This is a genomic window from Hyphomicrobium sp. 2TAF46 (genome assembly GCF_052114865.1).
Classification (GTDB): domain Bacteria; phylum Pseudomonadota; class Alphaproteobacteria; order Rhizobiales; family Hyphomicrobiaceae; genus Hyphomicrobium_B.
This window is the reverse complement of sequence record NZ_JBFRFO010000007.1, coordinates 18,917-39,583: the sequence shown is the minus strand read 5'-3', so window position 1 is coordinate 39,583 and position 20,667 is coordinate 18,917. Positions and strand designations below refer to the sequence as shown.

26 protein-coding genes are annotated in these 20,667 nt (G+C 60.6%); 13 read left to right on the top strand and 13 right to left on the bottom strand.

The window, feature by feature from the left end:
• Positions 1 to 90: 90 nt before the first annotated feature.
• The 10 genes from AB4Z24_RS15220 to AB4Z24_RS15175 all read left to right on the top strand — a co-directional run bounded on the left by AB4Z24_RS15220 (position 91) and on the right by AB4Z24_RS15175 (position 7,072).
• Positions 91 to 606 carry a DUF3280 domain-containing protein gene (locus AB4Z24_RS15220; protein WP_441709553.1) on the top strand — a complete coding sequence of 172 codons (516 nt, stop codon included), beginning with the start codon at positions 91 to 93 and terminating at the stop codon, positions 604 to 606.
• Positions 603 to 1,583 (top strand): ABC transporter substrate-binding protein, encoded by a 981-nt coding sequence (locus tag AB4Z24_RS15215; RefSeq protein WP_441709551.1) that lies wholly within the window; start codon positions 603 to 605, stop codon positions 1,581 to 1,583. Before AB4Z24_RS15220 ends, AB4Z24_RS15215 begins: the two co-directional genes overlap by 4 nt.
• The gene (locus AB4Z24_RS15210) at positions 1,546 to 2,358 is read left to right on the top strand and encodes an ABC transporter permease (RefSeq protein ID WP_441709549.1); all 813 of its coding nucleotides are present in this window, start codon (positions 1,546 to 1,548) and stop codon (positions 2,356 to 2,358) included. The genes AB4Z24_RS15215 and AB4Z24_RS15210 overlap by 38 nt, the downstream gene beginning before the upstream one ends.
• Positions 2,346 to 3,086 carry an ABC transporter ATP-binding protein gene (locus AB4Z24_RS15205; RefSeq protein WP_441709547.1) on the top strand — a complete coding sequence of 247 codons (741 nt, stop codon included), beginning with the start codon at positions 2,346 to 2,348 and terminating at the stop codon, positions 3,084 to 3,086. The genes AB4Z24_RS15210 and AB4Z24_RS15205 overlap by 13 nt, the downstream gene beginning before the upstream one ends.
• A 35-nt stretch (positions 3,087 to 3,121) precedes the next feature.
• Complete coding sequence (locus AB4Z24_RS15200; RefSeq protein WP_441709545.1) at positions 3,122 to 3,859, top strand: (5-formylfuran-3-yl)methyl phosphate synthase; 738 nt, start codon at positions 3,122 to 3,124, stop codon at positions 3,857 to 3,859.
• Positions 3,856 to 4,290, top strand: a complete 435-nt coding sequence (locus AB4Z24_RS15195; RefSeq protein WP_441709543.1) for a dihydroneopterin aldolase — start codon at positions 3,856 to 3,858, stop codon at positions 4,288 to 4,290. The genes AB4Z24_RS15200 and AB4Z24_RS15195 overlap by 4 nt, the downstream gene beginning before the upstream one ends.
• Complete coding sequence (locus AB4Z24_RS15190; RefSeq protein WP_441709541.1) at positions 4,283 to 4,897, top strand: amino acid kinase family protein; 615 nt, start codon at positions 4,283 to 4,285, stop codon at positions 4,895 to 4,897. Before AB4Z24_RS15195 ends, AB4Z24_RS15190 begins: the two co-directional genes overlap by 8 nt.
• Positions 4,897 to 5,478 (top strand): DUF447 domain-containing protein, encoded by a 582-nt coding sequence (locus AB4Z24_RS15185; RefSeq protein ID WP_441709539.1) that lies wholly within the window; start codon positions 4,897 to 4,899, stop codon positions 5,476 to 5,478. The genes AB4Z24_RS15190 and AB4Z24_RS15185 overlap by 1 nt, the downstream gene beginning before the upstream one ends.
• Entirely contained in the window at positions 5,418 to 6,656 is a 1,239-nt protein-coding gene (locus AB4Z24_RS15180; protein ID WP_441709537.1) for a class I SAM-dependent methyltransferase, read from the top strand. The genes AB4Z24_RS15185 and AB4Z24_RS15180 overlap by 61 nt, the downstream gene beginning before the upstream one ends.
• Positions 6,657 to 6,790: 134 nt before the next feature.
• Positions 6,791 to 7,072, top strand: a complete 282-nt coding sequence (locus tag AB4Z24_RS15175; protein WP_441709535.1) for a PepSY domain-containing protein — start codon at positions 6,791 to 6,793, stop codon at positions 7,070 to 7,072.
• A gap of 53 nt (positions 7,073 to 7,125) precedes the next feature.
• Here AB4Z24_RS15175 and AB4Z24_RS15170 read toward each other — a convergent pair whose 3' ends face one another.
• The gene (locus AB4Z24_RS15170; RefSeq protein WP_441709534.1) at positions 7,126 to 8,136 is read right to left on the bottom strand and encodes a hydantoinase/oxoprolinase family protein; all 1,011 of its coding nucleotides are present in this window, start codon (positions 8,134 to 8,136) and stop codon (positions 7,126 to 7,128) included.
• Positions 8,137 to 8,195: 59 nt separating this feature from the next.
• Here AB4Z24_RS15170 and AB4Z24_RS15165 point away from each other — a divergent pair, with 59 nt between their 5' ends.
• Positions 8,196 to 8,903, top strand: coding sequence for a HisA/HisF-related TIM barrel protein (locus AB4Z24_RS15165; protein ID WP_441709532.1), 708 nt, complete (start codon positions 8,196 to 8,198; stop codon positions 8,901 to 8,903).
• A 187-nt stretch (positions 8,904 to 9,090) separates the two neighbouring features.
• Here the strand turns inward: AB4Z24_RS15165 and fae are convergent, their stop codons facing one another.
• The 7 genes from fae to AB4Z24_RS15130 form a co-directional block, all read right to left on the bottom strand.
• A complete protein-coding gene (gene fae, locus AB4Z24_RS15160; protein WP_441709531.1) occupies positions 9,091 to 9,603 on the bottom strand; it encodes a formaldehyde-activating enzyme in 513 nt (170 codons plus the stop codon).
• 228 nt (positions 9,604 to 9,831) lie between these two features.
• Positions 9,832 to 10,695: a triphosphoribosyl-dephospho-CoA synthase gene (locus tag AB4Z24_RS15155; protein ID WP_441709529.1), complete on the bottom strand. Its 864-nt coding sequence runs from the start codon at positions 10,693 to 10,695 to the stop codon at positions 9,832 to 9,834.
• Positions 10,692 to 11,663 carry an ATP-grasp domain-containing protein gene (locus AB4Z24_RS15150; RefSeq protein WP_441709527.1) on the bottom strand — a complete coding sequence of 324 codons (972 nt, stop codon included), beginning with the start codon at positions 11,661 to 11,663 and terminating at the stop codon, positions 10,692 to 10,694. Before AB4Z24_RS15150 ends, AB4Z24_RS15155 begins: the two co-directional genes overlap by 4 nt.
• Positions 11,647 to 12,606, bottom strand: a complete 960-nt coding sequence (mch, locus tag AB4Z24_RS15145; RefSeq protein WP_441709525.1) for a methenyltetrahydromethanopterin cyclohydrolase — start codon at positions 12,604 to 12,606, stop codon at positions 11,647 to 11,649. The genes AB4Z24_RS15150 and mch overlap by 17 nt, the downstream gene beginning before the upstream one ends.
• A 13-nt stretch (positions 12,607 to 12,619) precedes the next feature.
• Positions 12,620 to 13,750 carry an ATP-grasp domain-containing protein gene (locus tag AB4Z24_RS15140; protein WP_441709523.1) on the bottom strand — a complete coding sequence of 377 codons (1,131 nt, stop codon included), beginning with the start codon at positions 13,748 to 13,750 and terminating at the stop codon, positions 12,620 to 12,622.
• A 13-nt stretch (positions 13,751 to 13,763) separates the two neighbouring features.
• On the bottom strand, positions 13,764 to 14,669 hold the full coding sequence (locus AB4Z24_RS15135) for an NAD(P)-dependent methylenetetrahydromethanopterin dehydrogenase (RefSeq protein WP_441709521.1): 906 nt from the start codon (positions 14,667 to 14,669) through the stop codon (positions 13,764 to 13,766).
• Positions 14,670 to 14,674: 5 nt separating this feature from the next.
• Complete coding sequence (locus AB4Z24_RS15130; protein ID WP_441709519.1) at positions 14,675 to 15,667, bottom strand: beta-ribofuranosylaminobenzene 5'-phosphate synthase family protein; 993 nt, start codon at positions 15,665 to 15,667, stop codon at positions 14,675 to 14,677.
• A gap of 113 nt (positions 15,668 to 15,780) precedes the next feature.
• On the opposite strand from AB4Z24_RS15130, the gene AB4Z24_RS15125 reads away from it, so the two are divergent.
• Together AB4Z24_RS15125 and folK are read left to right on the top strand one after the other, a co-directional pair.
• Positions 15,781 to 16,158: a 4a-hydroxytetrahydrobiopterin dehydratase gene (locus tag AB4Z24_RS15125; RefSeq protein WP_290989622.1), complete on the top strand. Its 378-nt coding sequence runs from the start codon at positions 15,781 to 15,783 to the stop codon at positions 16,156 to 16,158.
• A 20-nt stretch (positions 16,159 to 16,178) separates the two neighbouring features.
• A complete protein-coding gene (gene folK, locus AB4Z24_RS15120) occupies positions 16,179 to 16,700 on the top strand; it encodes a 2-amino-4-hydroxy-6-hydroxymethyldihydropteridine diphosphokinase (RefSeq protein ID WP_441709517.1) in 522 nt (173 codons plus the stop codon).
• A gap of 86 nt (positions 16,701 to 16,786) precedes the next feature.
• On the opposite strand, the gene AB4Z24_RS15115 is transcribed toward folK, so the two are convergent.
• From AB4Z24_RS15115 to pqqB, 5 genes are all read right to left on the bottom strand, one after another.
• Positions 16,787 to 17,143, bottom strand: a complete 357-nt coding sequence (locus AB4Z24_RS15115; protein ID WP_441709515.1) for a c-type cytochrome — start codon at positions 17,141 to 17,143, stop codon at positions 16,787 to 16,789.
• Between the two features lie 211 nt (positions 17,144 to 17,354).
• Positions 17,355 to 18,515 carry a pyrroloquinoline quinone biosynthesis protein PqqE gene (gene pqqE / locus AB4Z24_RS15110; RefSeq protein ID WP_441709513.1) on the bottom strand — a complete coding sequence of 387 codons (1,161 nt, stop codon included), beginning with the start codon at positions 18,513 to 18,515 and terminating at the stop codon, positions 17,355 to 17,357.
• 30 nt (positions 18,516 to 18,545) lie between these two features.
• The gene (pqqD, locus tag AB4Z24_RS15105) at positions 18,546 to 18,848 is read right to left on the bottom strand and encodes a pyrroloquinoline quinone biosynthesis peptide chaperone PqqD (RefSeq protein ID WP_441709511.1); all 303 of its coding nucleotides are present in this window, start codon (positions 18,846 to 18,848) and stop codon (positions 18,546 to 18,548) included.
• Between the two features lie 3 nt (positions 18,849 to 18,851).
• Positions 18,852 to 19,628, bottom strand: coding sequence for a pyrroloquinoline-quinone synthase PqqC (gene pqqC / locus AB4Z24_RS15100; protein WP_441709510.1), 777 nt, complete (start codon positions 19,626 to 19,628; stop codon positions 18,852 to 18,854).
• A complete protein-coding gene (gene pqqB, locus AB4Z24_RS15095) occupies positions 19,625 to 20,557 on the bottom strand; it encodes a pyrroloquinoline quinone biosynthesis protein PqqB (RefSeq protein WP_441709508.1) in 933 nt (310 codons plus the stop codon). Before pqqB ends, pqqC begins: the two co-directional genes overlap by 4 nt.
• Positions 20,558 to 20,667: the final 110 nt, after the last annotated feature.

Sequence of the window (20,667 nt, the reverse complement as noted above, 5' to 3'; positions counted from 1 at the left end):
GAAGCGGGCACGTACAGAATGGCGCTTCGGCCGGGCGCATCCATCCACCTTGAAGTCTGAGTTCACTCAATAGCTTGGAAACGACCGAACATGCCCTCGTTTAAGCATTTCTTATGCCTGCTCGCACCGTTTCTTATCGTGGTGCCGGCGCACGCTACGACGACCAAGGCTGCGGTATTCCCGTTCGACATTCACGATGCGCAGCAGGATGGCGAGATCGTCCCGCAGCTTAACCCTGAGGACCTGCGGCGGCTGAAGGTCATCGCCGACGAACTCAAAGCGTTAATGGTGAAGGATGGGAAGTACTCGGTCGTCGATCTCGGGCCGCAAGCGCAGGAAATCGAGAAAGCTTCACCGTTTCATCAGTGCAATGGCTGTGAGGTACCGATCGCCAAGGAAGCTGGCGCGGATATTGCCGTTACGGGTTACGTCGATAAGATCTCGGATGCGTTACTCAGTTTGCAAATCATTGCGCGCGATACCAAAACCGGTGAGCTGACAAAGACAATGTCGGCGGCGATCAACGGCAACACTGACGAGCTCTGGCTGCACGGCGTTCGCTATCTTTGGAGAAACAGATTTAACGTCGAGGCTCCTGCGAAATGACCACGCATTCACGCCGCACAATTCTGGCAGCGGGGTCTGCATTCGGGGCATCCATGCTTTTGCCTCGTGTGGCGATGGCCTCCGTGCCGGTACGGCTGACGTCGGTGAAATTCGGTTCGGTCGGCTGGCTGATCGACACGATCCGCCAGGAAGGCATCGACAAGAAGCACGATCTCGATTTGCAGGTCGTCGATGTTGCAAACAATCAGGCGGCTCCGGTCGCGCTCCTCTCTCGCGCCGCGGACGTTATCGTCAGCGATTGGACGTGGGCGCTCCGGCAGCGGGCGAAGGGCGATGATTTGAAGTTCGCCCCTTATTCGTCTGCGCTCGGCAGTCTGATGGTCAGCAAGGATAGCCCGATCAAATCGCTGGCGGATCTCGAAGGCAAGAAGATCGGCGTCGCCGGAACGGGTATCGACAAGAGCTGGATCCTGCTTCGTGCTTACTCGCGCAAGATGCTCGGCAAGGATATTGCCAACATTTCCGAGCCCGTTTTCGGCGCGGCGCCGCTGGTCACGGAAGAATTCCGGAACGGCCGGCTCGATGGGGTCTTGAATTTCTGGACCTATGCCGCGCGGCTGGAGGCTGGCGGTGCGCGCGAGCTTCTCACCATGGCGGAGGTGGTGAAGGGGCTCGACGTCAGCCCGACGCCGCCGCTCGTCGGGTTCATCTGGTCGGAGAAAGAAGTCCGAAATAAAGGCGTTCCGGTCGACAAGCTCTTGGCGGCAGTGGCTGATGCCAACCGCGTCCTCGCCTCGTCCGATGGCGCCTGGCAGCGGTTGCGGCCGTTAATCAAGCCAGCTTCCGAAGCCGAGCTCATCGCGATCCGGAATTACTATAGATCCGGCATCACGGGATCGTGGGGTGAAGCGGAAACTGCGGCTGCTAAGAAGCTGACAAACCTTCTGATTGAACTTGGCGATACGGAACTCGTTGGCGATGGCACCCATTTCGACAAGAACCTTTTCCACACCTAAGCCGATCGCCGCGCCTTTGGGCTTTACGGCCGCCTTGGAGCGGCTCGCATGGATGGCGGGCTCGCTGCTCGTTTTGGCCGTTCTCTGGCAGATCATCGCCGTTTACGCACAAAACCGCTATCTGCCGACGCCGATCGCGGTTTTCGACGTGCTATGGCGCGAGAGCGCCAATGGCGATCTCTGGGTGAATATCTCGGCCACGCTGGTGCGCGTGGCAGCCGCGTTCGTCGTTTCCATGTTCATCGGCACGGCGATCGGGCTGGCGCTCGGCCGCTTCAAGACTGCGGATAAGTTTTTCGACGCTTGGCTGATCCTCTTTCTCAATCTGCCGGCGCTCGTCACGATCACGCTTTGCTACATCTGGTTCGGTCTGACCGACATCGCGGCGATCACCGCCGTCGCGCTCAACAAAATTCCGAATGTCGCCGTGAACATGCGGGAAGGCGCGCGCAGCCTTTCGCGAGATCTCGACGAGATGGCGAAGATCTACAAATTCGGACGCTGGAAAACGCTTCGCCACGTAATCCTTCCGCAGCTCGCGCCGTTCTTCGCGGCGGCGGCGCGTTCCGGCCTTTCGCTCGTTTGGAAGATTGTCCTCGTCGTTGAAGCCTTCGGGCGATCGAGCGGCGTCGGCTATCGCTTGAGCATCGCTTTCCAGGAGTTCGACGTAAGCACGATTTTGGCGTACGCGCTGGCGTTCATCCTCATCGTGCAAGCGATCGAATTTCTGGTGTTGCAACCGTTGCAGGCACGGGTGAATACATGGCGCCGTTAAACGGGGCAAACGGCGCGCGGCCGATCAGCGTTTCGGTTCGCCGCAAGGTCTTTCCGCCTGTCGGTGACCGCGAAGCTCAGCTGGTGCTGAAGGACATTACGTTCGATGTCGCTCCGCGCTCGTTTCTCGTCATTACCGGGCCCTCGGGATGCGGGAAATCGACTTTGCTCAACATCATCGCGGGGCTCGACCCTGATTACGAGGGGAGCGTCGATCTTGGGCCTGCCGCGGACCGCCTGGCTTTCATCTTTCAGACGCCGCGCCTTTTGCCCTGGCGGACGGTCTACGAAAACATTGCTCTCGCGCTTCCGAGCGACGATCCGAAGCAATCGCGGATCGCGGGCATGCTGGAACGCGTGGGGCTCGGCCAGGCGATGAATGCCTATCCGGAGCGGCTGTCGCTCGGCATGCAACGCCGTGCGGCGCTGGCGCGGGGTTTCATACTGGAGCCCGAAATCCTGCTGATGGATGAACCCTTCGTCTCGCTCGATGAGCAGACGGCCGCAAGCCTTCGTGACCTGCTGATGGAGCTTTGGCACAGCCATCCGACGACGGTGATTTTCGTTACCCATGACCGGACCGAGGCAATTCAGCTCGGAACGCGCATCTTGCGCTTGGCGCCCGGAAAGGCGAGTGTCGTCCAGGATGTGAGCATCGACCTGACCGAGGCGCAGCGCCATGACCGTGCGGCCGTGCTTGCGGAACAGAATCGCATTTTCGCCGCTTAAAGCGGCCGACGGCGGATCAATCTCGGAATGATGGCATGATCGAAGGTTTGAGACGAGGCAAGCCCGCCTTTCTCGCCAGCGTTACGAACGCGAACGAGGCGGGGATTGCGCTCGAAGGCGGCGCCGATATCATCGACTGCAAGGACCCGGCAGCCGGCGCGCTCGGCGCGCTGCCGCTCGCGACGGTTCGCAACATCGTCGCCCAAGTCGATGGGCGTGCGTCCGTCAGCGCGACGGTCGGCGATTTGCTGTCCGATCCCGAGGTCATGACGGCGGCGGCGATCGCGATGGCGGAAACGGGCGTGGACGTCGTGAAGATCGGGTTCTTCGGAGAGGAAGATCCGCGCGCGGCAATCTCGGCGCTGGGCAACGCATGTTCGCACTCGACCAAACTCGTCGCCGTTTTGATGGCGGACCGGGCTCCGGATTTCACCGTTCTCGAGGCGCTTCGCGATGCCCGCTTTGCAGGCGTCATGCTGGACACAGCCGACAAGGCGGCAGGCAGCCTGACGACTGTTCTGCCTCTTCGGCAGCTGGGCGAATTTCTCCGCATCGCACGCGCGCATGATTTGTTTGCCGGGCTCGCGGGATCGCTTCGGGAACGCGACATCGCCGTGCTCACACCCCTCGAACCCGATATGCTGGGATTTCGCGGCGCGCTTTGCACTGCTGGCCGCAAAGGCTCCATTGAAGCCGATTGCGTGATTGCGGTACGTCGCGCCATGGATAACGCACGATTCGCAAATGTAGCGCCGGAGACGTCAGTCGCATGAATGACAAGAAGAAGCCTGCAAAGGCCAATGAGAAGCAATCTGAAATGCGTGAACTTGCGGATACGATTTTCGTTCGTGACTTCGTCGTCGATTGCAACGTCGGCGTCTACGCGGAAGAGCAGGGCGTGACGCAGAAGGTGCGCTTCACCGTCGAAGCGCGATTGCAAAAGGATGTGTTCAGCGTCGAGGACGAGATGGCCGAGGTGCCATCCTATGCGGACATCATCGACATCATCGTTGCGCTCGCGCGCGGCGGCCACATCAAGCTTGTGGAGACGTTCGCGGAGAAAATTGCCGCGCAGGTTCTTGCCGACAAGCGCATTGCGGCCGTTCGCGTCGTCCTCGAGAAGCTGGAGCGCGGCCCGCTGCGCGGTGTCGAGATCATTCGTCCGCCTTCAAAGGCCGCGGCGCGCGAGTTCGGTCGTGGCTGAGCGTCGCCTGACAGAGGTAAGCCCGCTCGTCGTCAAGGTCGGCGGAAGCCTCTCCGAGACCGGCCGCCTCGGTAGCGCGCTGAAGATGCTCAGTGCGGCGCAGATACCGATCGTGATCGTACCCGGCGGCGGGCCGTTTGCCGATGCCGTACGCAGCTTGCAGCGCGAGATGAGCTTCGACGATGCGGTGGCGCATCGGCTCGCCATGCTCGCAATGGAGCAGATGGCGGAATGGATGGCCGCCCAATGCCTCGGCTTGAAAGTCGCGCAAACGATCGACGAAATCTCCGATTGCATCATGGATGGACAGATCCCGGTCTGGGCGCCGCTTCATATGATGGGCAACGACGAGTCTCTGCCGGCGGGCTGGTCCGCCACGTCGGACAGTCTGGCGGCACGGCTCGCGGAGCTTCTGGATGCGCGTCTCATTCTTCTGAAGTCGGTTGATGCAGCGGGTCATCTTTCCGCTGAAGAACTGGCGCGGCAAGGTGTGATCGATCCACTCTTTCCTGAGATCGTTGCGCGGGCAGGGGTTTCGTGGTCCATCTTCGGACCGGCGGATGATGCGGCGCTTGCCGCAATTCTGGCCGGCGGAGGAGGCGCGTGATGCCGCTTATCGTCGAAACGATCGTGACGACCTTCAATAGCAAGCGAGAAGCGTACATCGCTCCTCTCGGTCTTATCCATGACGGCACGCATTGGATCATTGCGCCGTTCCGGCCGTCGACGACGCTCGATAACCTGCGCGCCAATCCGGTTGCGGCGGCGAGCCACACTGACGATGTTCGAGTTTTCGCAGGCGGCGTGACAGGGCGGAAAATATGGCCGCTGTTGCCGACGCGAAGCATCGCAGGCGAACGGCTCGCCGATTGCGTTTCGCATTGGGAGCTGAAGGTCGAGAAGGTCGTCGAGGATGAGCAACGGCCGCGTTTTCTTTGCTCCATCGTGCACGAAGAGACGCACAAGCCGTGGCAGGGCTTCAATCGTGCGCAAGCCGCGGTCATCGAGCTTGCGGTTCTGACGACGCGGCTCAACATGCTGCCGCCTGAGAAAGTCGAAAGCGAATTGAAGTATCTCGAAATCGCAATTTCGAAAACCGCCGGCCCGCGCGAAGAAGAGGCATGGGAATGGCTGATGGAAAAAATCACGGCGTGGCGTCAGGCGCGGTTCGATCAGACGACCTCATGACGTCTGACGGCGACGCCAAGCAAGCATTCATGACGGCGTTATCGGCCGCGCTCGATGACGGATCGTTCGCCAAGTTGACGCTCGGAAAGTTTCGCGGCGAAGGCGAAGCTTCGAAAGCGGTGGCGACTCTCGTGATGCTCAAGGACGTGCCGCATCTGAAAGTCGTCACGAGCTTTCCGCGTAAGGACGAGACGAAGACTTACAAAGTCGAAGAAGGCTTAGGTGCGATCGGTTCGTCGATCGGCGTGACCTACATGAGCGCGACGCTCTTTTCGACGGTGCGGGACATTCGCCTCGATTACAGCCGTAAAGGCGTTCCGCATTTGGCGCACGGGAAGGCGACGTTGAAAACGGCGGAGCCCGTCGCGCACGATCGCAAGAAAACATATCTCGTGCCGCTGGACAGACCTTATCTCAAGGCGTTGCAGATTGCGGATGGCGAGGGCCGCATCAAGCCGTCGATGCAAGGCAAATATCGCCAGATCTGCCGCTTCATCGAGATCGCCGACGATTTGATCAAGGACAGCGATCTGAGGAAAGACGCGCCGCTGTCCATTATCGATATCGGTTCGGGCAAAGGGTATCTGACCTTCGCCTTCTACGATCATCTGACGACAGGGCTCGGCCGCCGCTGCCACATGGCCGGGATCGAGATGCGCGCCGATCTCGTCGATTTCTGTAACCGGCTGGCACGAGAGCTCGGATTCGAGGGATTATCTTTCGTTGCCGAAGCCGCGTCGCGGACTTCGCAGCCTCACGTCGACATCGTCATCGCGCTTCACGCCTGCGATACCGCGACCGACGATGCCATGGCGCTCGGCGCGCGTGCTGACGCGGGGATCATTCTATCGGCGCCCTGCTGCCAGCATGAAATCGCGCCGCAGATCAAAGATACGGGCGACGGCCTGCAGGGGCTCATCAAATATCCGCTATTGAAGCAACGCCAGGCGGATCTTGTCACCGATGCGGCCCGCGCGTTGCTGCTCGAGGCTTCCGGCTACAAAGTCAAAATGATCGAGTTCGTTTCGACTGAACATACTTCAAAGAATATTCTGATTGCGGCGGTGAAATCTTCGCACGCGGATCGCGTAACAGCCCGGGAGCAGTATCAAGCGTTGAAAAATACTACCGGCTTTTCGACGCAGCATCTCGAGTCACAACTCAAGGATGCCGAGTAGCTTACCGCATTTCTCTTTATCGCCTCATTTGTTGCCCACTGCCGTGGAATGCGTGTAGAGGGAACTGATCCGGGCCTCATATGTTTGAAGCTCGGCACCCCCAGAGTGAATTCAGCAGAAGAAGGCAGAACTCGATGATTGACGTCTCTCGTATTGTACGGCTCGCTTCGGCCGTCGCCGCTATCGGCGTAGCCATGGCACTCCCTGCAAGCGCAGGACGCGATGGTCCCCGCGAAGATCCGGCTGTCGTTGCAGAGAGACTGCGCCACATGGGCTTCGTCGAATGGCGCGACGTCCGCTGGTCGCACGGATACTGGAAAATCAACAACGCCAAGCGTGCGAACGGTCACGTGTACGATCTGGAAATCGAAAGCGGTTCGTTCGATCTCGTGCGGCTCCGTCGCGAACGCGGCTGAGACTTCGTCTCGTGAATTTTTTTCGGCCGCGACGGTTTCCGTTGCGGCCGATTTCATTTGTGCTGAAGGAGCGCCACGGCGACGGCCGGAGCGCATCGTGTCGCCCAAAGCCGCTGATCAGTCTCGGCATCGATGAGCGCGCCAAATGCGACTGCAGGATTTCCGAGGCGGATTGCAATTTTTTCCGCGTGCGATGCTCCGATACCAGCGAGCACCACGGAGTTTATCGCTTCGCCAGGACGCGACAGAACTTGCAGCGCGCCATCATGGATCGAACGCAGCTGCCGTTCTGAAACATAATTCGCGGAAACCTGCCACGCCGGCAGGTGGCGCATTTCGGCGTCGCGCCCGAAGCCGCGCGCGAAACGGATGAGACTTTCCTCTTGTGATTTTCCGCGGCCGTCCGCAGTTGCATGCTGATCGACGTCCTCGGGGAGATCGCCGAGGACGCGGCGGACGTCGGCCATCGTCGCGAAGCCGTCGCGGGCGAGGCTCTGCCATTGGCCTGCGAGCGGCGCGCGATTTGCAATCGAGGCAACGGGCGTTCGCGTCAAACCCGTATAGACAAGCTCGCCCGTCTGCAGACGTTCGGCGTCGGTAAGCCCGAGAGGACGGTCGCACGCGATGATGTCGGTTGTCGTCGAGCCCATATCGATGAGCAGCGATTTAGGGAGACGCTGGGCGACGAGGAGTGCGGTCGCGATGAAGTTCGCAGATGCGACCGAGAGTGGATCGCCAACGGCGGATTGCGGCGAGGCGAAGCCTTTCAGCCCCATGAAGACGCGAAGCTCACCCTGGAGCCGTTCGCGCAATCGCGCGACGGTCGCGAGCACGCCTGCTTCGCGGCTCTCGAAAATTTCGGTGAGCTCGCCGGTCATCGTAATTGCGCAGACGGTGTGGTTCGCGATCAGCGGATCGGCTGCGTGCAGGGCAGCGTCGAGACGGTCCAGCCCTTCCCACAGCGGACAGGCCAACTGACGAACGGCGACGACGCGGCCATCCTCGACGCGCGCGACCTTGAGGTGGGCACCGCCAACATCCAAGCCGATTGTGACCTTCGTCATTTGCGCCTTCGCTTCGACATCTCCGACCGTGATACACTCAAGGTGCGAGGAGGCAAGTCGTGGACGTAATTCCGGTTATCGATGTCGCGCACGGGCAGGTCGTTCGTGCGGTAAAGGGGGAGCGTTCGGCCTATCGACCGATCGAGACGCCAATCGCGGCGACGGCCGATCCGGCAGACCTGGCGCGGGGCCTCGCAAAGCTTTTTCCGTTTCGGACGCTTTATCTGGCTGATCTCGATGGGATCGAGGGCCGAGGCCGCAACAAGCATCTGGTTCCGGCGCTCAGCCATGTTCTGCCCGGGGTCGAGATCTGGATCGATGCCGGAACGGGCTCGCGTGGGGCTTCGCGCGCCGTGCTGGCTGCGCCCGTTGCCACGCTCGTCGTCGGCTCGGAGAGCATAGAGACGACGAGGGTGTGGACGGATATCGCCGCCGAGGCGCCGGGGCGCACGGTGCTGTCGCTCGACTTCAGGCATGACGAATTCATGGGGCCGGAATCGCTGCTCGGCGATTCTTCGCTCTGGCCGTCACGCGTCATCGTCATGACGCTCGATCGCGTCGGCGCGAACGCCGGGCCAGATTTCCAAAAGCTTGCTGATATCGTGTCGCGCGCGGGAAGCCGGCGCGTTTATGCCGCTGGTGGTGTCCGCAATCGTGCGGATCTCGACGCGCTGCGAAAGATCGGCGTCAAAGGTGCTTTGCTAGCATCGGCATTGCATTCCGGAAAAATTTCGGCCGGCGACCTCAAAGAAGTCGCCGGCCGGTAATGTCCATTCCGGATTTGGCAGCAGCCGCTCCAGCCGAGTTCGAAGCCAAGTTGCGGCCTTAGCTTCGGCTCGGATGTCAACCGCTGTAACGGCCCGAGAGCAGTCTACCCAATCGCTGCAGCAGACCCCCCTTCATAGGAGGGGCAGTTTCATTTTTGTTTTCTACCTGCTGAGGACGGTTTCCGCTTCAAGTCTTCGCACCGAACGGATGCTGAGCCGAGTTGCGCTGTGCGGTTGCTTCAGCAGCCGTCGGCTTGCCGGCAACTGCGCGAGCGATCGATTCCTTGACGGCGCGGTAGTTGTAGTCCTGGATCTTGGCGTCGTCGGCAGCTTCCCAGTGGATGAACACGCCAACGCTGATGAAGAGGTCATCGGCTTCTGCGGCCGGGATAACGCCTTCAGCGACCGAGTCCTGAACGGCCTTTGCGACGCCGTACTGAGCGGGTCCGAACATCTGAACGGCCTGACGGGCGTCCTTGATCGTGACCTTGTTGTAAAGGATCGTGTTCGGCTTGCAGGGGAGGTTCGGCGCAATGACGGCGAGAAGCGTCGTGAAGCCGTCCTTGTTGTTGGTCAGCGCGTTGCAGAAAGCCGTCTCAGCAGCCGAACCGCGGGGTCCGATGATGAGGTCGATGTGTGCGACTTCGTTACCGTCTCCGACGAGCGACTCGCCGACCATGACTTTATTGATTTTGGCCATTAGGGGGGTTCCTCCCACGAAATGAAGATACGAGCACCAACGCTCCCCCGTCAAAAGCCGGGACTTCGCTGTACTGCTCTGGCGATGAATATCCAAGCACGTCGGCGCCCTGGTGTCATGAGTACCAGCGTCGGCACAGGGATAGGTCCGCAGAGAAAGCGGACACGGCGCCTGTATTGCCTCAGGTCATCGAGCGAGACAAGCCCTTAAAGTGGACTGCGACGGCATTCATAAATGTTTCCGCTCGATCAGCGCGTCGGCAAAAAGGGTGGTGACCACAAAATCGGCAGTGGTGCCTGGATTGAGACGGCTCTGTTTCAACTTTGCGTCAAAATCCTGGAGGACGGCGATGGATTTCGCAGTTGCAACAGGAAACCAGTACGACCGTAGGGCGCGGGCTTCGTGCTGAACCTCCGACGCTATTTCCGCATTGTATTTCCGGGCGATATGGGTGTCGGGATACTCTGAAAGCAGAGCCATGTGCAGCGTCGTGATCGCGAGATTCGGGGCGGCGCCCGGTGCTACTCGCGCGGCATGAAGTGTCTGCAACCCAAAATCGAAAACATCCGAAAAAACGTTGACGTAGGCATTGGCGATGCGATCCCGCTCAGTCGCAAGATGCATTGCAGCAATCAGCGTTAGGTGGCTCGAGGAGGCGCGGACATCGCCGTCGCCAACGGCGCCGAGGCCAGCGGGGTTGGCAATGCGGATCGCCTCGAACGCGTCTTCCGCATCCTGCTCGTCGAGTGCGGAAAGTATGTTGCCGAGGCGCCGGCGCAGGCCGACGTCGAACGTCGTTTCGCTCGCGGCTTTCGCAAGAGGCGCGCAGAGCAGCACGATGCCGAGGTTGGTATTCATGCCCGTCGCGGCAACGCTTGCCTCGGTTGCACGAAGGATGCGTTTGCCGACGCTCAGCGATGGATCGGCGATCGGACCTGCTGCAGCCTTCGCGGCCTGCTCGAAATGAAGAACCTCCATTCCGTGGCCGGCGGAATAGCGATGGACATTGCCGGGCTTCAACGCATTGAGCTCGGCGTTGCAGGCATCGAGAAACGCCGCGCTTATTTCAGCGGGGTGCCGCGGTCCCTTCATGACACCGCGGCGACGGTGATGCCGGACGCTTCGCGATGCGCCAGGACCGTCTTCAAGAAATCTTCGGCAATCGCCCAGGCGATGTTGACGTCGGCGACGCCCTGAAGCCCGCGCCATGCCGGATTGGAATTCACTTCCAGGACCTGTAGCTCGCCCGTGGCAGTGCGAATGAGATCTATGCCGGCGTAATCGGCATCGACGGCGCGCATCGCGGCCATCGAAATGCGAGTCATTTCGTCATCGGGGAGATGGGCCCGGGCTTTGCCGCCCTGGTGAATGTTCGTCACCCAATTCGTGCCTCGCCGCGTCATGGCGGCCACGACGCGATGACGGGTTGCGAGCACGCGCCAATCCTCGAAGAGGCCATCCCGCGGCGCGACGTAATCCTGCATGTAATACATCTGATCGACGGTCTCGGGCGCCGGCAGCTCGCTCTGCTGCGCGATCATGCCGATGCCTTTGCCCTGGCTGCCGAAGAGCGGTTTCACCACGAGCGGGCGATCAAGCCCTTCGGTGTATTCGAGCGCGTGCGGAAGTGTTTCGCAGACGCGCGTTCGCGGTGTTGGGATGCCGTTCTTGTGCAGAAGAAACGTCGTTTGAGATTTGTCTACGCACCGTTCGATGGCGCGCGCGTCGTTCCAGACTCGCACGCCGCTTTCGCGCAACGCATGCAGCAGGCCGAGTCGAAAGGTGATCTGCTCGAGTGTTCCTGCGGAGATCGAGCGCACGAAAACGCCGTCGGGCAAGCGGCCTTTGAAGCCCGGAATATCGATGCCGCTTTCGAGGCCGGTATCGAATGCGCAATGTGGAAGCGACGAAACCGTGACGCGCGCGCCCATGGCTTCGAGCGAGCGGACGATACGGCGCGCGTGCCATTCGCCTCGCCCTTCTTCGATCAGAAGGGCGAGGTGCAGACCATCGCCGGGACCCGGCAAAGGATCAGGCGTTATCTCAGCGGAAGCTCGCATCGACGATCTCCGGCGCGAGCTCGCCTGCGCGGAAGGAATTGCCCGTCTCGACGTTCGAGACGATCACCTGAGCCGGTGAGAAGAGCATCGGATCGATCTTATAGAAGTCGCCGTTAACGTCGGCGAAGATCTCGGCGAACGGCTTACCGTAGGCGTTGCACGTGCTCGACGGCAGATTTTCTGCAAGCCGCTTCGCGTCGGTATCCGGACCTTTGACGAAGAGATGGATGCGGCCACCATAGATGATGGCATCGTTGGTCCGGCCCATCGCCTTGACGAAATCGGGGAACGGCGGAGCGATCGGTGTCGTGCCGGTGCCGTCGAGGATATTTTCGAGAGGGAAATGGAGAGCGTGCGCTTTGTGGATCGCGACCTCGAGAACGCGAGCCGCAATCTGCACGGTACCTGCGAGGCTCCAGGTCGTCGCGTACAAGATCGTGAGACCGGTTGGATCGATGCCGCAGCCGGTCGACAGCTTCGCGATGACTGCGGCAGGCGGAGCCTTATCGCCTTCGATGACGAGCGTCGCCTTCGGGTAATGGTCGACGTAGCCGAGATCTTTGTACAAATCCTCGACGCGCGAAAGGGCGCGCGCCGGTCCGGAGCCGAGCGCGAAGAAGCCGGATGCTTCGTCACTGATCGTCCAGCCTGCGTACTGGCTGGCGAGGCAGGCGATGACTGGATTGTTCGAGGAGACGACAACGCCAAGCGGCCAATTCGGAAGGCCGGACGATTGCGTGAATGCTACGGTGCCGAGGCCGCCCATGCAGACTTCGCCGAGACGGCGGCCAGCTTCAAGCCCGCCGACAACGGAGGCGCCCATGTCGATGAGGCGTTCGCCGAGGCTGCCTTTCGTGACGGAGATGCGAAGCGCATCAGCATTGGCCACGATGTCGTCGACGATCTTTGCGGCGCCTGCCGAAACGCTAGGCTGCTTTACCATTAGAAACTCCGGGTCAGGATTTGGCGTGTCCGTATATCAGGTCTTCAAGTTCCGCCAAGCGTTTGCGAGCGAGGGCTTCTGCCGCATCTGCCGTTGGAGCGTCAGCGAAGACCGTGGCGAGAGGGGCGCCGAGCGGGACGAACGTTCCAGGTGAGCCGCGGTCGGCGCTCCAGTCGGGCCAGGGGACTTCGTTAAGGATGATCGGACCACGGTCGGCGTGCAGGATCGCCATCGCTTTTGCGTGCTCGGGAATTTTGCGATCGCCCACGGAGGCGGCACCCGTCCAGGCCGCCATATGGTCTGCGAACAGCTGGCCTTTAGCGTCGTCGAGCACATCGAGTGATGCCCCGGGACGCGGATTGACTTCAAGCAGGTGGGGCCCATGCGCGGGATCGATGATGAAATCGAAGGAGGCCATGCCGCGCAGTCCAAGGTCGCTCGCAACGGTATGCACGATGTTCAATATCGTTTCGCGGAGGCGTTCGCCGATCGCTGGGTTCGATACGCAGCCGCCGAATCGAAATGGATGCTCTGAGGATGGCGAGATCCATTGGCGGCTGAGCAAGATCGTATTGCCTTGGGCCGAAAATATGCCGCCGGCGGAAATGCGTTCGCCCGCGAGTTCCTTCTGGAAATAGCGGCGGGGTTTGGCGCGCTGGGGGCCGTGGCACGCCCGTATGTGGCGGCCGCCGCTGCCGCCGATGCGCTTCGATATCCAGCCTGCTGAGTCAGCCGGCGGATCGGTTTCGGTTTTCGGGTGCGTGATGCCGAGCCTGTCGAGGACGCCGAAAAAGTTGCGGGGATCCTTGCAGGCTTTGTAGGTCGCGGCATCAGAGCCGAGCAGCTTGAACCGGCTTCCTAGCGCCGCGACGAGACGCGGCTTATCTTCGAAGCCGGAGCCCAAGACGAGCCCGACCGGCTTTGTTGCCGATGTCCGGGCCAGGTCTTCGAGCGCTGCAATTAGAGGCTTCGTGCGGAAGCCCGTTTGCATGGCGCCGTCGAGAACGCGAACGTCCCCGGCGGCTGCTTGTGTATCGAGATCGCCGAAGGCATCGGCGACGAGGGGCTCAAATCCGGCGCGCCGGGCGGACTGCGCAAGGCTCCGCCCGGAGAACGCGGCGATGAGGACCGTCTCGCCGTTCATTAAGCCTTTGGCCTCAACCCAGTCCGACGAGCTTCTTCGCGAGCGTGTAGGCGTCGCGGAAGTCGAGCACCAGCGGCTTGTCGGAATCGATCATCTGCTTGAAGAGGCCCGATTCACATTTGTACTTGATGTCGCCGATCGCGAGCGGGCCGACGCCGAGCGCGTCGCAACCCGGAAGCTTTTCGCCGTTCATGAAAAGCTCCATGCCTTCGACGCCTGCAGGCGGTACCGCGTTGACGTCGGCGATGACCTTCAGGTTCTTGGCGAGGGCCTTGTGTTCCTTCGAGACGACCTGAACGCCAGCTGCGGCGGCTGCGAAGATAACCTCAGCGTTGGCGATGATTTCCTGCTTCTGCGCATCGGTTTCGCCGGGCACGGCTTTGAGATCGACGCCGAAGCGGGCCTTCGAGATATCGGCATTCTTGATGACGCGCTCAACACCGCGGTGGGCGACGAGTTGGACTTCGGCGCCTTCGAGGGCCGCGATGATGGACGATGCGAAGCCGACGACGCCCGTGGCGCCGAAGACTGCGACCTTCACGCCCTTCCAGTTCTTATTGAACTTGTCTTTCAGAAGCTTCTCGACGCACGCGACCATGGCGGCGGCGGTCGTGAACGAGCCTGCCGGATCGGCGAAGACGGAGCATTCGAACGGCGGAACCATCGCCTTTTTTGCGGCATCGAGCATATCGAGCGCGAGGATCGCATCCTTGCCGCCCATGAAAAATCCGGTGCGTACGCCGTAATTCGGGGGACGCGAGAAGATCGCGTCCTGAATGAGGCCCGTGACCTCGCCCAGTTCGACGTTGATATAGGGAACGATCACCTTGTAGCCGGCATCAGCCGCCATGTTCACGTCGAACGGGCTCATGTGCTTCTGCGGCGCGAGCATATGCAGAATAGGGGTTGCGTCGCTCATTTCGTTTATTGCTCCATTCGTTTTGTATTTCGCAGCGTTTCGATACGGGCGCCAGAGTTGCGGCCATGTGCGATGAGGATTTCGAGCCCGACGCCTTTAGCGTCTTCGTTTAAAGAATGATAGAGGCGTTCTGCCGCTTTTTGGCTTTCGACAAAGGCGAAACCGGTCGGGCCCCAGGAGCTTTGTCCGATGCCCGTCGCGCCCAGTTCTCGCATTCGCGATGCGAGATGTCCGACGGCTTTGCTGGTCCATGCGCTGCCACCCTGCTTGGTAGCAAAATGGGCACCCACGATCTCCTGAATTTCGGTCAAGGCTGAACCGAACGCGCCAATGTCTTCTTCCTTCAGGCCCGGCATGAGCTTCATCAGGACCAGATGGCATATGTGCGCTGCACTCGTCTCGGGGAATGGCGGGAGGCCTGCAAATGCGGTCAGCTCGGCTTCGCCGGAGACGCCGGCATTGCGGGGATCAAGGATGAGCATGACCCGCCAATCCGGCGGGAAGTCGGATCGCAGTGTCACAGGCGGCGGCCTGTCCGTTTTGCCTTTGCCGCCATCGATGATGAAGCCGCCGGATGTGAAGGCCTCGACCCCGATGCCGGAACGTGCCCCGCGGTCGCCTAGGGAGGCGATATCCGCCGCCGAAAGCGTCCGCCCTTCAATTGCGGCAACCGCGGCGCCGATCGCAAGCGCAAGTTGCGTTCCCGAGCCGAGGCCGGCGTGTGCGGGGATAGCTTCGGAGATGTTTATGGCGTAGCCGTTACCCGGCTGTTCGCCGGCGAACTTGCGGACGAGCGCAACAGCGCGCTGGTTTTCCTTTCCGGAGGCGGAATGCTGATCTGCCTTCGCGACGGTGAGTTCGGTACTCGGGCGGTCGATGCTCAAGCCAATGCTTCCGTAGCGTCGCCCCAGGTCCCCGTTCAAATCGAGGAAGCCCAGGTGCAAGCGTGCCGGAGCCGTGACGCGGATCGCGGCAGAGGTTGCCGGAAAAGGCCTCACGTTAAGACGGTCCTTTCTCGAAAACCGCTGCAGGCATCCGTTTGCTTTACGGGATGCGGCGGCGGTAGGATTTAAAGAAACGAGTTGTCCGATAATTGGAGGTCGAGGGCAAGATGAGTGCAGAACGCGAAAAACCGATGGCCGATGCCGATGTTGAGGCTTGGCTGGCCGCCAATCTTCCGACCTGGAAGCTTGAGAACGGCTGGATCCGCCGCACATACAAGACGGCGAGCTGGAAGGGCACGCTGATGGTCGTCAACACTGTTGGCCATCTCGCCGAAGCGGCGTGGCACCACCCCGATATGACGCTCTCCTATGCGTGGGTCGAGGTTCGGCTGATGAACCATGCGGCTAAGGGCATCACCTCCAAGGATCTCGAACTAGCGAAGAAGATCGAGGAAGTGGTGCATTGGCAGCCTGGCAAAGAGGGTAAGGGTCTCGAAGGTACACCGCACGGCGATATGCGGTTCGCCTACATCAAGTACGACTAAGGCCGATGAAGGCAAATCCGATGGCGAAGGTCGAGCGCGTGGAAGCGCACCTGCAAAGGCCGGCTCACGCGTTCGACGCCATTTTGGGTCTCGGAACGAATCTTGGCGACCGGACGCACAATATCGAGGAGGCGATCCGGCGGCTGACGGCCGATGGCTCGATTCGGGTCGTGGCGCGCTCGAAGCTTTATCGATCTGCGCCGTGGGGCGTCACGGATCAGGATTGGTTCGTCAATGCGTGTGTGGCGGTTCAAACCGGGCTTTCGCCGCACGAATTGCTGAAAGAGTGCCAAGCCGTTGAAAACGACATGGGGCGCGTTCGTACCCTCCGATGGGGACCGCGCATCATCGATGTCGATATTCTGACGTTCCGGGATCTCGAGATTGCCGACCCGGATCTCACCGTTCCGCATCCGCTCATTGCCGAGCGTGCATTCGTGCTGGTGCCGCTCAAGGATATCGCGCCGGAGCTCAGGCTCAACGGCCGAACCATCGATGCGATGCTGGAAAAGCTCGACAGTCGCGAGGTTCAGCCAATCTAAGGATCGGGCCCGACCAAAACGAAAAGCGCCACGCGGACTCTCGTCTACGCGGCGCTTCTATGAAAAAGAAAATCAGACGGTGCGATTTACTTCAGCGTCTTGAGATATTCGATGAGGTTGGCGCGGTCGCCTTCGTCCTTGACGCCAGCGAAGATCATCTTGGTGCCGGGAACGTCCTTGGCCGGGCCCTGCAGCCACTTGTCGAGCGCCGCTTCATCCCAGGTGATGCCGGATTTCTTCAGTGCATCCGAATAGTTGTAATCTGCGAGGCTTGCAGCCTTACGGCCAACAACGCTACCGAGGTGCGGACCGACGCCGTTCTTATCGACCTGATGGCAGGCTTTGCACTTATTGAAGACCGTCTTGCCGGCTTCCGCATCGGCGGACATAGCAGCGGTCGGTACTGCTGCGACCATTGCAATCGCCAGAACCCACTTGCGCATTCTTGTTTTCCTTCCCGTTTCGCCTGAGCGACAATTTAGAAACGCTCAAACTCATAGCTCAGTCACAGGAAGTTGCCATTTTTTTTCTGAACCTCGGCCGAACAGAATGCCGCACCGGGTAGAAAAATTCTCCTGCGATTACGCTGCACTGCGCGCGCGGGCTCAGGCTCGGTTAAGTGAACATTGCTCGCCGCTCGTTACTGACCGACCGTTACTCGGCAGCCGTGGCTTTGACGGGGCTCATCCGGCGGTAGACGAACGGGGGAGGCGTGGTGACGCCGCTTTCGGCCTCGGCGGCGGCGACGAAGGCCTGATGATAGGGTGACAACTTGCAGGCCGGGTCGGTGTTCGCCGGATCGCCGGTGAAGGCCATGGCCTGGCAACGGCAGCCGCCGAAGTCGATCTCGGCACGGGGGCAGCCCCGGCACGGTTCCTTCATCCAACTGGTGCCGCGGTATTTCTGGAACGCCTGACCGTTGAGCCAGATTTCCGCCAAACGCCGGTCTTTGACATTGTCGAATTCGAGGCCCGGAACCGACTCCGACGCATGGCAGGGGAGCACCCGGCCTTGCGGGGTTACGTTCATCACGCCGCGGCCCCACCCGCCCATGCAGGGCTTCGGCGTCTTCGCGTAGTAGTCGGGCACGACGAAATCGAAGACCATGATGCCCTTAAGGCGCTCTTTCGCTTCCTCGACGATCTCGGCGCTCTTCAAAACCTGAGCGCGGGTCGGCATGAGGCTGGCCCGGTTCTTGAGCGCCCAGGCGTAATACTGGATGTTCGCGACCTCGATGCGGCCGGCGCCCATTTCGACGGCGAAATTGATGATGTTCGGCAGGTTCTCGATGTTGTGGCGATGGATCGGGGCATTGATGGTGAGAGGCATATCGAATTCGCGCACCCACTTGCCGACTTCGCGCTTCTTCGCGAGGCCGTTCTTGTAAGCCGAGATCTTTTCAGCGTTGACTTCGTCGACGTCCTGGATCGAGAGCTGGACGTGGTCGAGACCCAGTTCTTTCAAACGCTTCAGGCGATCGCGGGTCAGCGTCACGCCGGCGGTGATAAGGTTGGTGTAAAGGCCGGCTTTCGCCGCGACCTCGACGATGTCCTCGAGATCCTTGCGGACCGTCGGCTCGCCACCCGAGAGATGGATTTGCAGGATGCCGAGGTCAGCCGCCTGCCGCATCACGTCCTGCCACTGCTCGGTCGTCAACTCGGTGTTGACGCGATCAAGCTCGAGCGGATTCGAGCAATAGGGACACTGGAGCGGACAGCGATGTGTCAGCTCGGCCAGAAGGCCGACGGGCGCGCGGGCGCAAGCCTCGACTAAGGGCTTTTCGGAGAACTGCTCCATCGGTGCTACTTCGTTCATTGACGTAAGCTCCGTGTTTTACCCAGTCTTCTAGGCCTTGATGACGCCCTTATCCGAAAGCTCCTGCAGCATCGATATCGTATCTGCCAGGATTTCTTGCAGCGGCGCGTTGTAGTCCTTCGCGAGTTCCGACGCGATTTCCTCAACCGAGTTCACGCCGTCACAACGCTTCAAAATTTCGATCGCGATCGGGTCCGGCTCGAACACGCGCTCAGGTGCGAGTACGTGCCACCGGCCCCGACCAGGGTCGTGTCTCAACTTAATATGGGGTGGCAAAGCCGGTTTTGACGCCGGTACGATGATCACACGTGTGCGATTGGCTTCGGCGTTCATCGATTAGGCCTCGGGGCGGAACGCGCCGGGTGGAATGTGACCGGCGACATAGGCGTGATAGAGCGCATCGAGCTGGACCCAGAGGACGTTGCATTTGAAGCGGACCGCATCCACGCACGCTTCCTGTTCCTCACGCGTTTTGGCGTTCTTCAAGACATACTGAAGTGCGAAGTCAGCGTCCCGCGGCGCTTGGGTCAGGCGGCGCTTGAAGTAGGCCATCACCTTGTCGTCGATGAAGTCGTAGTTCTCGAGCATGCCGGCGATGCGCTCTTTGTGAATCTTCGGCGCAAAGAGCTCGGTCAGCGACGAGGCGACGGCAATCGTCAGAGGCTGCTCGCGGACGAACGTGACATAGGATTCGACGGCGAAAACGGTGGCCGGCAGCGCGCCGCGCCGGGAGATCACGTAGTCGCGATCGAGGCCGAGGCCGTCCGTCAGGATCAGCCAACGCTCGATGCCGCCCGGCTCGTCCGGCGGAAGACCGTCATGGTCAAGAATTCTATGCAGCCATTCCCGGCGCAGCTCTCGATCGTAGGCTCGGCTGATCAGAGCGGCATCCTTCCGCGGAACGGCGGACTGGTAGCAGAAGCGGTTGAGTGCCCAGGCCTGGACCTGACCCTTGTTCAGTTTGCCGCCGTGCAGCATGTGATGGAAGGGATGGAGATCGTGATAGCGCTCGGGCCCGACGGCGCGAAGCTCGGCTTCGAACTCGGCAGGCGACATCGGCGGCTCGTTACCGCGACGTTCGGCGTTTTTCTTCTCGAGACTGACTGGGTTCATAGGCGGACCTCCATGCCGTCGAAGCCGACTTCCCATCCTGATGCGTCGACAACTTTACGGGCTTCTGAATTCTCGTCCAGGATCGGGTTGGAATTGTTGATGTGAACGTAGATCCGGCGCTTCACATTGAGCTGGCTCAATGCGGAAATAGAACCATCGGGTCCGGAAACCGAGATATGGCCCATTCGTTTGCCGGTTTTGTTCAGAAGGCCCTGGGTCAGCATTTCGTCATCCTCGAACAGTGTAGCGTCGAGGAATAGCAGCTCGGCGTTGCGGATTTTGCCGGCGAGCGGCTCATCGATTTCGGCAACGCCCGGGATGTAAAAGAACGATTTGCCGGTTTTGGCATCGGTGATCTTGAGGCCGATGGTGTCACCCTCGCGACTGCCGAAATTGCCGCTCGCATCGCCCTTTTCGAGAAATAGCGCGACTTTGCCCGGCACGGCGAAGGCTTCGACGACGAGACCCAGATCAACGCCGGCGCCCTCGAGACGCGTCGTCTCATTCAGTTCGAATGGGATGCGGCGGACTTTGTCTCTGGCGAGTACATCGAAAACGCTGTTCGCTTCGAGGGTCGCGAGAACGCGGTCGGCGGCGTAGATCGAAAAGGGCTGGCCTTCGCGGAGGCTCAAGAGTCCGGTGATATGATCGACGTCGGCGTTGGTCAGAACAACAGCCTTGATCGGCGAATCGCGGAGCTTTCCGTTTTTGACGGGCTGCAGTTCCGGCGTTTCGTTGATCTGCTGGCGAATGTCCGGGGAGGCGTTGAGCAATACCCAGTTTGCGCCGTCACTACTGACGGCGAGGGAGGATTGCAGTCTTGGCCTGTATCCCGCCACACCGGCTCTCACCTTTGCCGAGTGAAAGCCATTGCAATTCCATTGCGGAAATCCACCCCCAGCGGCGGATCCGAGCACTTTGATGATCATGTGAGCTTATATGGTTGCGCCGACGGGTCGCCGAAGCCGGCAGCGCTCTCATTTTTCGAGAGCAAACAGCAGCGGCGGCCGATGATCATCGACCGCCGCGCCGGTGTCTC